This window comes from Enterobacter cloacae complex sp. P47BA (assembly GCF_014930485.1).
Lineage (GTDB): Bacteria > Pseudomonadota > Gammaproteobacteria > Enterobacterales > Enterobacteriaceae > Enterobacter > Enterobacter bugandensis.
Map to the genome: position 1 here is coordinate 1 of NZ_JADBRF010000024.1, position 15,308 is coordinate 15,308.

General features: G+C 53.7%; 14 protein-coding genes and 1 tRNA gene. 1 reads left to right on the top strand and 14 read right to left on the bottom strand.

The genetic code is table 11. The features are described 5' to 3' along the window. Positions 1-2 precede the first annotated feature (2 nt). The 14 genes from IM299_RS20300 to mngA form a co-directional block, all read right to left on the bottom strand. Positions 3-75, bottom strand: a tRNA-Lys gene (locus IM299_RS20300). Between the two features lie 161 nt (positions 76-236). Continuing rightward, positions 237-1,031 carry a cell division protein CpoB gene (gene cpoB, locus IM299_RS20305; protein WP_028012389.1) on the bottom strand — a complete coding sequence of 265 codons (795 nt, stop codon included), beginning with the start codon at positions 1,029-1,031 and terminating at the stop codon, positions 237-239. Between the two features lie 9 nt (positions 1,032-1,040). Continuing rightward, the gene (pal, locus tag IM299_RS20310; RefSeq protein ID WP_003858578.1) at positions 1,041-1,562 is read right to left on the bottom strand and encodes a peptidoglycan-associated lipoprotein Pal; all 522 of its coding nucleotides are present in this window, start codon (positions 1,560-1,562) and stop codon (positions 1,041-1,043) included. Between the two features lie 35 nt (positions 1,563-1,597). Next, positions 1,598-2,890 (bottom strand): Tol-Pal system beta propeller repeat protein TolB, encoded by a 1,293-nt coding sequence (tolB, locus tag IM299_RS20315; RefSeq protein WP_013097529.1) that lies wholly within the window; start codon positions 2,888-2,890, stop codon positions 1,598-1,600. A gap of 134 nt (positions 2,891-3,024) precedes the next feature. After that, positions 3,025-4,278 (bottom strand): cell envelope integrity protein TolA, encoded by a 1,254-nt coding sequence (tolA, locus tag IM299_RS20320; protein WP_028012388.1) that lies wholly within the window; start codon positions 4,276-4,278, stop codon positions 3,025-3,027. 28 nt (positions 4,279-4,306) lie between these two features. Further along, positions 4,307-4,735, bottom strand: a complete 429-nt coding sequence (gene tolR / locus IM299_RS20325; RefSeq protein ID WP_003858589.1) for a colicin uptake protein TolR — start codon at positions 4,733-4,735, stop codon at positions 4,307-4,309. Between the two features lie 3 nt (positions 4,736-4,738). Beyond that, positions 4,739-5,431, bottom strand: a complete 693-nt coding sequence (gene tolQ / locus IM299_RS20330; protein ID WP_008501101.1) for a Tol-Pal system protein TolQ — start codon at positions 5,429-5,431, stop codon at positions 4,739-4,741. Beyond that, positions 5,428-5,832: a tol-pal system-associated acyl-CoA thioesterase gene (ybgC, locus tag IM299_RS20335; RefSeq protein WP_003858593.1), complete on the bottom strand. Its 405-nt coding sequence runs from the start codon at positions 5,830-5,832 to the stop codon at positions 5,428-5,430. Before ybgC ends, tolQ begins: the two co-directional genes overlap by 4 nt. 148 nt (positions 5,833-5,980) lie before the next feature. Next, positions 5,981-6,271: a cyd operon protein YbgE gene (ybgE, locus tag IM299_RS20340; protein ID WP_100170590.1), complete on the bottom strand. Its 291-nt coding sequence runs from the start codon at positions 6,269-6,271 to the stop codon at positions 5,981-5,983. Then, on the bottom strand, positions 6,271-6,384 hold the full coding sequence (gene cydX, locus IM299_RS20345; protein ID WP_003858598.1) for a cytochrome bd-I oxidase subunit CydX: 114 nt from the start codon (positions 6,382-6,384) through the stop codon (positions 6,271-6,273). The genes ybgE and cydX overlap by 1 nt, the downstream gene beginning before the upstream one ends. A 14-nt stretch (positions 6,385-6,398) precedes the next feature. After that, positions 6,399-7,538, bottom strand: a complete 1,140-nt coding sequence (cydB, locus tag IM299_RS20350; RefSeq protein WP_028012386.1) for a cytochrome d ubiquinol oxidase subunit II — start codon at positions 7,536-7,538, stop codon at positions 6,399-6,401. Positions 7,539-7,553: 15 nt separating this feature from the next. Next, positions 7,554-9,122, bottom strand: a complete 1,569-nt coding sequence (cydA, locus tag IM299_RS20355; RefSeq protein ID WP_028012385.1) for a cytochrome ubiquinol oxidase subunit I — start codon at positions 9,120-9,122, stop codon at positions 7,554-7,556. Between the two features lie 680 nt (positions 9,123-9,802). Next, on the bottom strand, positions 9,803-12,433 hold the full coding sequence (gene mngB / locus IM299_RS20360) for a mannosylglycerate hydrolase (RefSeq protein WP_193358013.1): 2,631 nt from the start codon (positions 12,431-12,433) through the stop codon (positions 9,803-9,805). A gap of 24 nt (positions 12,434-12,457) precedes the next feature. After that, complete coding sequence (gene mngA, locus IM299_RS20365) at positions 12,458-14,374, bottom strand: PTS 2-O-a-mannosyl-D-glycerate transporter subunit IIABC (protein WP_193358014.1); 1,917 nt, start codon at positions 14,372-14,374, stop codon at positions 12,458-12,460. 171 nt (positions 14,375-14,545) lie between these two features. Between mngA and IM299_RS20370 the strand changes: the two genes are divergently transcribed. Continuing rightward, positions 14,546-15,265, top strand: coding sequence for a GntR family transcriptional regulator (locus tag IM299_RS20370; RefSeq protein ID WP_193358015.1), 720 nt, complete (start codon positions 14,546-14,548; stop codon positions 15,263-15,265). Positions 15,266-15,308 lie beyond the last annotated feature (43 nt).

Here is a 15,308-nt window from a genome sequence, read left to right on the forward strand (position 1 = left end):
GGTGGGTCGTGCAGGATTCGAACCTGCGACCAATTGATTAAAAGTCAACTGCTCTACCAACTGAGCTAACGACCCACTTTTATGCTGCTTTCACGTTGTTTGATATCCCGTGGCAACGGCGGCATATATTACTGATTTAAGAATTCTGCGCAACAAAAATTTCGATGAAGATCACTTAACTGCTTAGTAATCATGCTGCACGACCAGAAATAACGCGATTTCTGGTCATGCGATAATCATCCCATCGAATTCAGGCGTTTTTGCGCCTGCTTAGCACCTTCGGTGCCCGGGAATTTTGCGACCACCTGCTGATAAACCGCTTTGGCTTTCGCCGTGTCGCCTTTGTCCTGCATGATCACGCCAACCTTAAACATCGCATCTGGCGCTTTCGGCGATTTCGGGTAATTTTTTACCACGGAGGCAAAATAAAACGCCGCATCGTCCTTTTTACCCTTGTTGTAATTCAACTGACCGAGCCAGTAATTCGCATTTGGCTGATAGGTTGAGTCAGGGTATTTCTTGATAAAGTTCTGAAACGCAGCGAGCGCGTCATCCTGACGAGATTTATCCTGCACCAGGGCAATGGCCGCATTGTAATCCGTATTCGCGTCACCGCTCTGTACAGGCGCTCCTGTTGAGGCTGAAGCATCAGCAGACGGCGCAGGCGCTGAGGTTGCCGCGCCGCTTTGATCGCCCGCTGCGGGTTGTGCTGCTGCACCGCCGCTGCTGAGGCTATCTATCTGCAATAAAATTTGCTTCTGACGTTCCACAACCTGGTTAAGCTGATACTGACTTTCCTGAATCTGACCACGGAGAGAGTCAATATCGTTTTGGTTATCGGAAAGTTGCTGCTGGAGTTGGGTTAAAAGCTGACTGTGAGCGTTAGAAATACGCTCGAGCTGAGTGACCCGGTCTTCTACCGAGCCTGAGCCGACACTACTGATTGGTGCCTGAGCAAAAGCGGCCCAGGGGGCCGCTATTCCAACCAGTAACGACAGACTCAACAGATGATGTCTGAAGTTACTGCTCATGCAATTCTCTTAGTAAACCAGTACGGCACGACGGTTTTTGGAGTAAGCCGCTTCGTCGTGACCCAGTACTGCCGGTTTTTCTTTACCGTAAGAAACGATGGAGATCTGGTCAGCAGAAACGCCTTTACCCTGCAGGTACATCTTAACGGCGTTAGCACGACGTTCACCCAGGGAGATGTTGTACTCTGGAGTACCACGTTCGTCCGCGTGACCTTCTACGGTGACTTTGTAAGATGGGTTGCTACGCAGGAAGTTAGCGTGAGCATCCAGCATCGCAGCGAAGTCAGAACGGATGTCGTATTTATCCAGATCGAAGTAAACGATGTTGTTCTGCTGCAGCTGCTGCATCTGAAGACGCGCTTGCTCTTCAGAAGACATGTTGCCATTGCCGTTCGCGTCCATACCGGTACCGGCACCCATCATGCCTTCGCCGCTCTGGTCATTGCTGGCGTTCTTGTTAGAAGAACACGCTGCGATTGCCATTACAGGCAGAGCGATCATCAGCCCCTTCAGCACTTTGTTCAGTTGCATTTCTATGATTCCTTTAGTAATCAATTAATTATTATTTACAGATACGGCGACCAGGCAGGTGATTTTACCTGTCCATCAGTGGCCGGAATACGCGCTTTGAAACGCCCATCTGTAGAAACCAGATTCAGCACAGATCCCATCCCCTGAGAAGAGCTGTAGATTACCATAGTGCCGTTAGGTGCCAGACTTGGCGTTTCATCCAGGAACGTTGACGACAGAACTTGAACGCCACCCGCTACCAGATCTTGTTTGGCAATGTGCTGCTGCCCACCGTTGGAGCTGACCATTACCATGAATTTACCGTCACTGCTCACGTCTGCGTTCTGGTTCTGAGAGCCTTCCCAGGTGATACGCTGCGGAGCACCGCCGTTGATGTTCACTTTATAGATTTGTGGACGGCCAGCCTGGTCAGAGGTAAACGCCAGGTTTTGGCTGTCCGGGAACCATGATGGTTCAGTATTGTTGCTGCGACCGTCGGTCACCTGACGGATCTGGCCGGAGCCAATGTCCATCACGTACAGGTTCAGGCTACCGGTTTTAGAAAGCGCAAACGCCAGTTTAGACCCATCTGGAGAGAAGGAAGGCGCACCGTTGTGACGTGGGAACGACGCTACCTGACGCACCGCACCGTTAGCCAGCGTCTGGATAACCAGCGCAGAACGGCCACTTTCGAAGGTCACGTAGGCCAGTTTAGACCCGTCCGGAGACCAGGCTGGAGACATTAGCGGCTGTGAAGAGCGTTTCACCAGGAACTGGTTGTAACCGTCGTAGTCAGAGACGCGCAGCTCGTACGGGAACTGACCGCCGTTGGTCTGTACCACATATGCGATACGGGTACGGAACGCACCTTTAATACCGGTCAGCTTTTCGAATACCGCGTCGCTGGCCGCGTGTGCCGCGTAGCGCAGGTACTGTTTAGTGACCTTGTAAGAGTTCTGTGCCAGAACGGTACCCGGTGCACCGCCGGTATCTACCAGCTGCCAGGCCACGTTGTAAGAACCGTCCGGGTTAGGCGTAACCTGCCCCACCACCACGGCATCGATACCCAGCGCAGACCATGCAGCAGGCTGGACTTCCTGCGCACTGCCCGGCTGCTGCGGCAGACGAGAACGATCTAACGGGTTGAATTTACCGCTGTTACGCAGGTCAGCCGCCACGATGCCACCGGCATCTTCAGGTGCAGCGCCAGGACCGGCCCACTGGAACGGAACAACACCGATTGGGCGTGCCGAGTCCACCCCCTGGGTGATCTCGATACGTACTTCTGCGTGCAGGACTGCTGCCCACAGCATTAAAAAACTAAATGCTACACGTAATGCCTGCTTCATCATATCTCCCTTATCCGGGTAACCTTACCCACGATAATTTAGCAGAATGTTAACAAACTCAAATAGACAAAACTACCCGAACCCTGTGACTAAACCTGGTCTATTTTTCCCCGTTTGCACGGGGAAAATGTAACTTAAGGTTTGAAGTCCAGCGGCGCATTTTTGAAGACTTCGTAGACTGCCTGAGAAGGCGGTTTAGGCATCTTCGCCTGACGCGCTGCAGCCAGAGCCGCAGTACATAAAGCCGGGTCGCCACCTTCAGACTTAATATCAAGCAGCATGCCATCCGGAGCCAGTTTTATACGCAGCGTACACGTTTTACCGGCATAGGAAGACGCATCGTAGAACCGGCTTTCAATCGCCGATTTAATCTGCGCGGCATAGCCGTTGATTTCAGCCCCTGTCGCACCGTTACTCTTAGTGTTACCACTTCCGGTCGGCGCTGCGTTGTTTCCTTTCGCGCCACCGCCCGTTTTCGGTGCATTCTTACCGGAGCTTAAATCCCCCAGCAGATCGTCAACCCCTGCGGCGGCCGCGGCTTTTTCAGCGGCAGCAGCCTTTTTAGCAGCCGCTTTTTCAGCAGCTGCTTTCTTATCGGCAGCGGCCTTCTCAGCTGCAGCTTTTTTATCAGCAGCGGCTTTTTCAGCGGCGGCAGCTTTTTCGGCAGCAGCCTTCTCAGCCGCAGCGGCTTTCTTCGCAGCCTCGGCAGCCGCTTTCTTCTCTGCGTCCTGAGCGGCTTTCTTCGCGGCTTCGGCTTCAGCTTTCTTCTGTGCGTCAGCAGCGGCTTTCTTCGCGGCTTCCGCTTCGGCTTTCTTCTGGGCATCCGCAGCGGCTTTCTTCGCGGCTTCGGCCTCAGCTTTCTTCTGGGCATCGGCAGCCGCTTTCTTCGCCGCTTCTGCCGCTAATTTTGCCTGGGCATCAGCCTGCGCTTTGGCATCCGCTGCGGCTTTTGCTGCCGCCTCTTCCGCCTGCTTTTGCTGTTCCTGCGCTTTCTTCGCGGCCTCTTCGGCTTGCTTCTGCTGTTCCGCCTGCGCTTTCGCAGCTTCCTGCGCCTGCAAACGTTCTTTCTCAAGCTGCTTCAAACGCTCCTGCTCGGCGGCCTGCTTCTCACGCAGCTCTTCCGCCTGCTGTTGCGCCTGTTTTTCACGCTGCTCTTCAGCCCGTTTGGCACTCGCCTTCTGCTGTTGTTCGCGATTATAGTTTTGCACTACCGCACCGGGATCCACCATTACGGCGTCAATGGAAGACCCTCCACCGCCGCCTGCTGATGCATCAATATGCTCGTCGAACGAACTCCAGATCAGCGCTGCAAAAAGAATAACGTGCAGCACTGCGGAGACGATTATCGCTCGCTTAAGCTTGTCGTTCTGTTCGGTTGCCTTTGACACTATCGGTTCCCAAAAACTACGCGGATGATCAAATAGGTTGAGTCATTAAGCCAACTGACTTAACACCCGCACTATGTAGCAAGTTCAGCGCTTTAATAATTTCATCGTAGGGTACGTCTTTCGCGCCACCGATTAAGAAGACCGTTTTCGGATTTGACTCCAGGCGACGCTGCGCTTCGGCAATAACCTGCTCAGGTGGCAGCTGATCCATACGATCTTTTTCTACCACCACGCTGTACTGCCCTACGCCGGAAACTTCAATGATGACCGGAGGATCGTCATTGGTGCTCACCGCCTGTGATTCTGTCGCATCCGGCAGATCGACTTCCACACTCTGGGTAATGATGGGCGCTGTTGCCATGAAGATCAGCAGCAGTACCAACAGAACGTCCAGCAGTGGCACGATATTGATTTCGGACTTGAGCTCGCGACGACCTCGTCCACGCGATCTGGCCATGGTTTACCCCTTGTTGCTCTCGGTGCTGGTAAACGCCTGACGGTGCAGAATCGCGGTGAACTCTTCCATAAAGTTGTCGTAGTTCAGTTCCAGTTTGTTCACGCGCTGGTTCAGACGGTTGTAAGCCATTACCGCCGGAATTGCCGCAAACAGACCGATAGCGGTCGCAATCAGTGCTTCAGCGATACCCGGTGCAACCATCTGCAACGTCGCCTGCTTCACCGCGCCCAGCGCGATAAAGGCGTGCATGATCCCCCACACGGTACCAAACAGACCGATATACGGGCTGATAGAACCCACGGTACCGAGGAAAGGAATGTGCGTTTCAAGATTTTCCAGCTCGCGGTTCATGGAGATACGCATCGCACGCGATGCCCCTTCCACGACGGCTTCCGGCGCATGATTGTTTGCCCGATGCAGACGAGCGAACTCTTTGAATCCGCTATAGAAAATTTGTTCGGAGCCGGTCAGGTTTTCACGGCGTCCCTGGCTCTCCTGATACAGGCGAGAAAGTTCAATACCCGACCAGAACTTATCTTCAAATGCTTCCGCTTCACGGCCAGCAGCATTGAGGATACGCGTTCTCTGGATGATGATGGCCCAGGATGCGATTGAAAAACCAATCAAAATCAACATGATAAGTTTAACCAGAAGGCTTGCCTTCAGGAACAAATCAAGGATATTCATGTCAGTCACTGCTTAAACTCCGCGACAATAGACTTAGGAAGCGCACGAGGCTTCATTATGGTTGGATCAACACAAACAATCAGTACTTCAGCTGAGTTCAGTACGGTGTTCTCTGCGTTGACTATCCGCTGCGTGAAAACCAGTGAGGTCCCGCGCATTGATGTAATTTCAGTTTGGACTTCGAGCATATCGTCGAGTCTGGCAGGCGCAAAATACTCAAGCGTCATCTTGCGTACCACGAAGGCAACTCGCTCAGCCAACAGCACCTGTTGACTAAAGTGATGATGGCGCAGCATCTCTGTGCGTGCCCGTTCATAAAAAGCAACGTAGCTGGCGTGGTAAACCACACCACCGGCATCGGTATCTTCGTAATAGACACGAACCGGCCATCGAAACAGCGTTGTATTCACTTTACATCCCAGTAATGCAACAAAAGTTAGAGCTTTTAAACTTCGCTACTATACGCGCGGGGAAGATGGTTTGGAATGGGGGAAAGTAAACGGAGAGTAAATTTTTATGGGCTCGGGTAAGCCCATAACGTTAACGGACATTTCTTATTCAGAGGAAGAAGAAAATCAAACCGGCGAGAAGCACCAGATCGGCAATCAGCGGGCAAAAAATTCCCTGCCAGTGAACGGCTTTCGGACGAAAGCCCACGCCGTGGATCACACCTGCGCACACCGCCCACATGATGAGGAAGCCGTGCCAGATCTCAAGCTCGCTGGTCTTTGCCGCAAAGCGCGACGGGTCCCAGAAGATACAGCCTGCCAGCAGTAATGCCATCACTAAAGAAAGCGCCCGTAACGGGCGCTTATCCATTACCGCGTAAAGCTTCGCGATAATATTCATCAGTGTTTTTCTTCACCCGCTTTGGTCGCTTCGACGTGCTCAAGCGCCAGGGCAGTGATGACACCAAAAGCACAGGCAAGAAGCGTCCCTAAAATCCATGCGAAATACCACATATTCAGCTCCTTACTTAGTACATAGAGTGGGTGTTGCTTTCGATATGTTCTTTGGTGATACGACCGAACATTTTCCAGTAACACCAGATGGTGTAGGCCAGAACAATCGGAACGAACACGCAAGCAACGTAAGTCATTAAGTTCAGCGTCATATGGCTGGAGGTTGCATCCCACATGGTCAGGCTAGCATTCAGCATGGTGCTGGATGGCATGACGAATGGGAACATGGCAATACCCGCCGTCAGGATGATGCACGCCAGCGTCAGTGAAGAGAACACGAACGCCAGAGCACCTTTCTCCAGACGAGACGTCAGCACGGTCAGCAGCGGCAGCAGCACGCCCAGAGCCGGGATCGCCCACAGCGCAGGGGTATTGTTGAAGTTCACCAGCCATGCACCAGCCTGACGCGCCACTTCTTTGGTCAGCGGGTTAGACGGTGCCGAGTGGTTAATCGCAGACGTCACCACGTAGCCATCAATACCGTACACCACCCACACGCCTGCCAGAGCGAAGCAAACCAGCGTCACCAGTGCCGCCACCTGAGCAGTAGCACGGGAACGCAGGTGCAGTTCACCCACAGTACGCATCTGCAGGTAAGTTGCGCCCTGAGTGATGATCATCGCCACGCTCACCACACCGGCCAGCAGGCCAAACGGATTCAGCAGCTGGAAGAAGTTGCCGGTGTAATAAAGACGCATGTATTCATCGAGGTGGAACGGTACGCCCTGCAGCAGGTTACCGAATGCCACACCAATCACCAGCGGTGGAACGAAGCTACCAATGAAGATGCCCCAGTCCCACATGTTGCGCCAGCGGGTATCTTCAATCTTGGAACGGTAGTCGAAACCGACCGGACGGAAGAATAAAGAGGCCAGCACCAGAATCATCGCCACATAGAAGCCGGAGAACGCAGCCGCGTAGACCATCGGCCAGGCAGCGAACAGCGCGCCGCCTGCGGTGATCAGCCACACCTGGTTACCGTCCCAGTGAGGGGCGATGGAGTTAATCATGATTCGACGCTCGGTGTCATTACGACCGAGGAAACGGGTGAGCATCCCCACCCCCATGTCGAAACCATCCGTGACGGCGAAACCGATCAGCAGAACGCCAACCAGCAGCCACCAGATAAAACGCAATACTTCATAATCGATCATTTGATGACTCCTGTCTTAGCGTGCCGGCTGAGTAGTCACAGTGGACTGCTCGTAGTGATAGCGACCGGTTTTCAGGCTGCTTGGGCCAAGGCGCGCGAACTTGAACATCAGGAACAGTTCAGCCACCAGGAACAGGGTGTACAGACCACAGATCAGCAGCATGGAGAAGATCAGGTCGCCTGCCGTCAGGGAAGAGTTCGCTACCGCCGTTGGCAGTACCTCACCAATCGCCCATGGCTGACGGCCATACTCCGCTACAAACCAGCCGGATTCAATCGCGATCCACGGCAGTGGAATACCGTACAGCGCGGTGCGCAGCAGCCATTTTTTCTCGCCGATGCGGTTACGAATCACGGACCAGAAGGACGCCGCAATGATCAGCAGCATGATGATGCCGCAGCCCACCATGATACGGAATGCGAAGTACAGTGGCGCAACGCGTGGAATCGAGTCTTTGGTCGCCATCTGAATCTGTGCTTCCGTCGCATCAGAAACGTTCGGGGTATAACGTTTCAGCAACAAACCGTAGCCCAGGTCTTTCTTCACGTCGTTAAATTGATCGCGAACGGCCTGATCGGTAGAGCCGGCACGCAGCTGTTCCAGCAGCGAGTAAGCCTTCATACCGTTACGGATACGCTCTTCGTGCTGAACCATCAGCTCCTTCAGACCCGTTACCTGCTTATCGACAGAACGGGTTGCGATGATACCCAGCGCGTAAGGAATTTGGATGGCGAAGCGGTTTTCCTGCGCGTCCTGATCGGGAATACCGAACAGCGTAAAGGCAGCAGGTGCCGGCTGGGTTTCCCATTCGGCTTCGATAGCGGCCAGTTTGGTTTTCTGCACGTCACCCATTTCGTAACCGGATTCATCACCCAGAACGATAACGGAGAGGATTGCAGCCATACCGAAGCTTGCAGCGATAGCAAAGGAGCGCTTGGCAAACGCGAAGTCACGACCGCGCAGCATATAGTAGGAGCTGATACCCAACACGAACATCGCGCCGCACACGTAGCCAGATGCCACGGTGTGAACAAATTTAACCTGAGCAACCGGGTTCAGGACCAGCTCGGCAAAGCTGACCATCTCCATACGCATGGTTTCGAAGTTGAAGTCAGACGCGATCGGGTTCTGCATCCAGCCGTTCGCCACCAGGATCCACAGCGCGGACAGGTTCGAACCTAATGCCACCAGCCAGGTTACGGCCATGTGCTGGACTTTACCCAGACGGTCCCAACCGAAGAAGAACAGACCTACAAAGGTGGATTCGAGGAAGAAGGCCATCAGGCCTTCAATGGCCAGCGGCGCACCGAAGATATCCCCTACATAGTGGGAATAGTAAGACCAGTTAGTCCCGAACTGAAACTCCATGGTCAAACCGGTTGCCACGCCCAGCGCGAAGTTGATACCGAACAACTTGCCCCAGAACTTGGTCATATCTTTATAAATCTGTTTGCCGGAGAGGACGTAAACCGTTTCCATAATTGCCAGCAGGAACGCCATACCGAGCGTCAGCGGCACAAACAGGAAGTGGTACATCGCGGTCAAGGCAAACTGTAAGCGCGACAGTTCGACTACGTCTAACATTATGACTCCTTGCTCATCGCATGAAGACTCCGAGAGTGAACCCCGTTAGAAAGAGATTCACACGCATGCCCCAATACAAATTATTCGCATCCTGGTCGTCGTTATTACCCTGGAGAAGGATAAAAACGATGACGACAGGTTACAAATAGGTTAATAAAAAACTCAAATTGATCCCGCAAATATAATACGCTGCAAAACCCTTACAATAAACAGGTTTTTATTGAATCACATTTACGTTTTTCGACGGCGATCAATTTATAGCAAAATTACCACTTTTCGGCCATTTTGATCGGGGACAATTTAGCGCTTTTCGGCATCTTTTTCCAAGCATTAAACTTTGATTTAAATCAAAAACCGGTCTTGATGTTAATCATGTTTAGCTGCGGTGAGAATGGTAAAAACCATGTTAATGATATGTGCATGCAAAGATGCGATTGGTTATCGAAGACCAAAAAAAATATAAACAGAAGTGATTTTAATTAACGTGAGAGAAAAATGCCCTGTCGAAGCGGGACAAACAATAAGCGTAGCTGGGCCAGTTTATTTTTCCATTCTGTTTTTGCAACTCTTAGAAATTACATTTGATTTACTTTTATTATCCCGGAAGTTAACACCGAAGCGTGACTATTTAATGAAAAAAGGCCGCAAACTCTGCGGCCTTTTGATCGTGTCAGCGGTTTTCAGGCAAGAAGAATGCTGAAGGTTCGTGACTGTCCCGGTCTGAACGCCCCGACGATGCCCTCTTCTTCACGATTGTCTTTTATCCGTTCATTCATGTCCGTTTCGCAGCACCGTTTCACGATCGGATCCACGGATAACGTCGCGTCACATGCGCTGGACTCGGAAGGGTTGAACAGACGAAGAATGAGCTCGTCTCGATCTTCAGCCTTTTTGAGCGTACTGAGCACGCATCCCGTGGGCGAAAGCGCCAGCAGGCTGTAACTTTCCGGCGTGGTACACGACGAGCGATTGAGCTTCATCGCGTCCCAGGGAATTTTGTTATAGCACTGCACCGGCGTTAACCACGATTTAGCCTGCTGCGCGACGCCCGCGTTTTCCGGCGTTCCACTGAAGCTGAAGAGGCTAAAGCGACAGCTTAACGAACCGCGCACCTGGGAGTCAGGAACAGGCATTTTGATTCCTGAAGGCCTACCGGGGCGCAACAGCAAATCTTCTTTGCCGAGTAACCCCACGCCGCGCAGCAGGGTCAGGGCAAAGGCTTTTTTATCCTCGCCTACTACTTCAAACTCGCGTAGTCCTTCGGTGAACAGCGCAAGCCCGTTTCGTTTTTCCTGCAGGATGGCATAGTTGAGTAAATTCCAGACGGGAACCGGCGCTTCTTTCCACCCCTCCTCCTGCCAGTTTTCCATCGCCGCGTCCTGCACCGGACGAGTGAGGGTGCCAAACTGGGTATCCGCTAACACGTCCTCTGTCATAAACGGCGTAGGGATCAGCACGCGGACGCGGTGGTCGTCAGCCTGATTATCCAGACGCACCGCCACATCAATACGTCTGCTGTGGTGGCTAAGCGTGATTTCAACCTCAGCGCCGAGAGACCCGCTTCGCTGACCCGCCGCGCGTTCGGCCAGATTAGCCGGTACCGCGATCTGATGGCGAATCACCGCCCTGCTCTGCCAGCCTTCGTGTATAACCTCGACCTGATGCTCGCCCTGCGCTGAAGTGAGTCTCCACTCTTCCCGCGAAGGCGAGTAGTCGTATTCATCGCCATCATCCGAACTCTCTTCGATTTCCAGCACCCGGTCATAAATCAGCCCGGTTTCTTTGTCGCGCAGGCGCAGCGTACCGTCGTTATTTAAATCAATCTGCCAGAAGGCGTTTTCGAGCAAGGATTCGGTGTTTATCACCGGAGAGACCACCTTCCCGGCCACGTTTGGCTCGATAAACAGCGTACGGTAGCCCATCGACGGCAGTATCTGGCTGAGCTGAATATCAAACTCCATAAACGGCTCATAATTACCGTAATGGACAATCTGCCTGTCAATGAGACCAGGGTCCAGCTCGCGCGCGCTGCGAATGAAATACGGGATCTCGTTGCCTTTATCATCCAACAGACGGAACTGGCTGGCGCGCAGTCGAATCGTGGTGTTCATCACCTCTTCACGCGGCCAGGGCATCAGGTTGAACATCACCAGTTTGTCGGCGTCGCTTTGTGGCATGTTGTCGACAATCTTGCGCATATAGAAACGCACCAGGTTATCTGCCATGTCTTCAGCCAGTTCAAAACGAGAGACAATCTCACGATGCACCTTGTCGCTGCAGCAGCAGCCGATGCTGTCGTGAGCGTGGTTTTTAAGGATCTCTTTCCACATCTTCTCCAGCAGGCCGTGGTGATAATCGAAGCCCAGCGTCCATGCAAGCGTTGCCAGCGGTTCGAGGATGTTGACAATTTTGTTCTCAATACGCGCATGGGCAATTTTGATATCCATGCGCGTGGAGCCGATTGTCCGGTGCACGCGCATGTATTTCCCGTCGATAAACTCCCCTTTCAGAGTCGCCAGTTCATCGCGGCGTGCCTCAATGTGGTCAAACACCTCTTCAAAGCGGCTCATTACAAATTGACGCTGCGGATAGATTTCACGCAGCTTATCCATCACGGAGAAAATGTTCTGCTGCAGCGGCATCTGATCGTGACCGTTGGGCAGCAAAATCTCTTTGGTGACGGAGGCCTTTTCCAGAACGTCGAAATAGCTGTCGAGCCGTTTTCGCAGCCCGGCTTCGTCCTCCGGTAAGTACTTACCAATCGCGTAGCCCAGCGGCAGCACCTGCGCCGTGACTTCACTGCCGTCCTGGCTCTGCCAGAGAAATTCGGTTTTATCGGTCCCGTGTCGTTCCGAGCAGCCGCGCCAGAACATCGTCCGGGTAATGCCAAATCCGTTATAGATATGCGGAAGCTGGCCGGACATACCAAACGAATCCGGCAGATAGCCGATCTTCATCGGCTCGCCGAACACCATACAGTCCCGGATGCCGTACATCAGGTTGCGGACAATCGACTCGCCGCTGACAATCGTGGTATCGGTCTGGGTATACCAGGGGCCGATAATCAGTTTTCCGCGCTCCACAAGCGCCTTTACCCGCGCGCGGTTTTCGGGCACGACGGCAAAATAATCTTCCAGCACCGCCGTCTGGCCATCAAGGACGTAATATTTATACTCGTCGTCCTGCTCCAGGCGGGTCAGGATCTCTTCCATATTATTGACCAGAAGAATGCGCGACTCTTCAGTGGTGAAGTACCACTCACGGTCCCAGTGCATATGCGGCGTGATATGAACGCGAGATACAGCTTTCATCTTCGTTTCCTGTTTTGTGAGTTTTTACGGTATGGCGTCTTCTGTGAGGTACTTGCCCTTTTTTACCGCCTGACGTCGCCAGAGCAGCAGAACAAACGTGGAGACAGCGGTCCCCGCCAGCGCCGCGCCAAACCAGCCTGCCGCCGCAACCACACCGCCCAACCCGGCATCGTGAAGTAAAAAGAGAGAGAAAATCCCGGCCCCCGGGGTAGACAACCCGATCCCCATCGCACCGACAGCCGCGCCTGTCACCATGGATCCAAGTACAAATGAGCCAATGACGCGAAGCGGATCTTCAATCGCCATCGGGATCGCCCCTTCGGTAATGCCCGCCAGGCCGAGCAGCCACGTTGATTTACCGGTTTCAATTTCAAACGGTTTAAACAGCTTCGGCGCCAGCATCGTCGACGCCGTGACGGTGAAGGCTGAGACCATTTTGACGGAGGCAAAGATTGCGTAAGGACCATAAACGCCGTTCGCCATCGCCCCCAGGCAAAACGCGTAAGAGGCTTTGTTGACCGGGCCACCCAAATCGAATGAGCACATAAACCCGAGGATTGCCCCCAGAAGCAGCGCATTCGCGCCGGAGAGACCGTTAAGCCAGACGGTGAGCGTGTTATTGAGCCAGGCCACCGGTTCGCCAATCACAAACAGCATCAGGCTGCCCACGCCCAGCACGCCAATCACCGGATAGAGATAAAAGGTCAGAAAGCCGTTATAGCGGCTACTGAGCCGAATGTGGTTTTTCACCCAGCGCATCAGATAGCCCGCGATCAGCCCACCGACGATAGCGCCCAGAAAACCGGAGCCGATCATATTGGCAGCAAGACCGGCCGCAAAACCCGGCGTCAGCGCAGGTTTATCCGCCAGCGAATACGCGGTATAGGCCGCCAGAACAGGTACCATCAGAATGCCGAGCATGCCGCCGCCAAGCTTGCGGTACATCCACAGCCACGAGTTTTCCTGGTCAAACAGGTGCTGCAGACCCAGGATTTGCGCCAGCAGTACCGACACGGCCAGCACCGTACCGCCAGCGACGATCAGCGGCACCGCAAAAGAGATACCGCTGAGAAGTGCCTGCTTGAGTTCAGTTTTAACGCTCTTTTTCGTTTCGGTATCGACATGCGCAGGACGCGCATCGGATGCAGGCTGCAGCGCCAGCGCGCGCTCAATAAGCGCTTCAGCATGGCGCAGAGGCTCCGCGACGGGCACGGAAATGGTGGGGATCCCCTGAAAACGCTCGTTCTCTTTGATCGCCACTTCCGCCGCAAAGATGCACGCTTTGGCCTCCTGCAACTGCTGCGCGGTGATGCGCCCCTCAATGCCGTTCGCCCCCTGCTTTTCGACCACCACGTTGACGCCAAGCTTGCGTCCCGCTTTTTCCAGGTACTCTGCGGCCATATAGGTATGCGCGATCCCGGCCGGACAGGCGGTCACGCAGACGATTGTCGGGGCATTCAGCGCGACGGCTGCCTCTTCCATGTCAGGGGCAGCTTCAAGCGCAGCAAGCACGTCTTCCGCCGTGGTAGCAGCCATCACGCGCGCCCTGAGATCGTCATCCGCCAGGCGAGACGTCAACTCCGTCAGCACCTGAATATGGGTTGAACCCGCTTCTGCTGGCGGAATGGCGAGCAGAAAAACCAGCTCAACCTCTTCCGGCCCGTCCACGCCTTCCCATGCAAGCGGTTCTCGCAGAGTTGCCACGGCAAAAGCCGCCTCCTTCACGACGGCTGATTTACCGTGAGGAACGGCCAGTCCTTCACCCAGCGCGGTCGGCCCAAGCGATTCCCGATGAAACACCTCCTCCAGAAACGCATCGGCATCAGCGATTTTGCCCAGCGCCACCAGCCGCGCCGTAAGCTGACGGATTGCCTCATCCCGGCGGGTAAACTGCGCCTGAACGCAAACAGCACGCGGATCGGTCAGAGTCGTCAGGTTCATAAAGATCCTCACCTATACAGAGTTATTGTCTGGAGAGGATTCTGGCAGACCTGATAATACATTTATGTGATCACTTTCACTAAAAGCCAAATTTGTATTTTAATTGTATCATTTACAAATCATCAGTTGAATGCATAATTCCCTGAAAGGGTATTAAGCAGGCGCGATAAAATGGGCAACAAACCGATGTACCGGCAGATAGCCGATGCGTTCCGCGAGAAAATCAACGCCGGGGAATTAAAACCCGGAGACGCGCTGCCGACGGAGTCCAGTCTTCAGGAGGCGTTTCGCGTCAGCCGCGTCACCGTGCGGCAGGCCCTGAAACTGCTCGCCGATGAGCAGATCATCGAAAGTATTCAGGGCAGCGGCTCTTATGTAAAAAAAGAGGAGCGCGTCAATTACGATATTTATCAGCTCACCGGCTTTTACGAAAAGCTGGCGGATCGTCATGTCGATACGCACAGTGATGTCAAAATCTTTGAAGTGGTGAAAGCCGATGCGCGGCTGGCGGCAACATTAGCGGTTGGCGTGGAAGATAAGGTCTGGCACGTTAAGCGCGTGCGTTTCATCAAGCAGAAGCCGGTGAACCTGGAGGAGACATGGATGCCGCTGGCCATGTTTCCCGACCTCACCTGGGGAGTGATGGAGAATTCGAAATATCACTACGTTGAGCAGATCAAAAAGCTGGTTATCGATCGCAGCGAGCAGGAGCTGATGCCGATCATGCCGTCAGAGGAGGCGATCGCCGCGCTGTCGCTCGATCCGGCAAAGCCGATCCTGGAAAAAGTCTCCCGCGGGTTCCTGAAGGACGGACGGGTGTTTGAATACAGCCGCAACGTGTTCAATACCGACGACTACAAGTTCACTCTCGTCGCCAGACGCAGGCAATAAAAAAGGCCGCTTTACAGCGGCCAACCATGTCGAAACGGACATT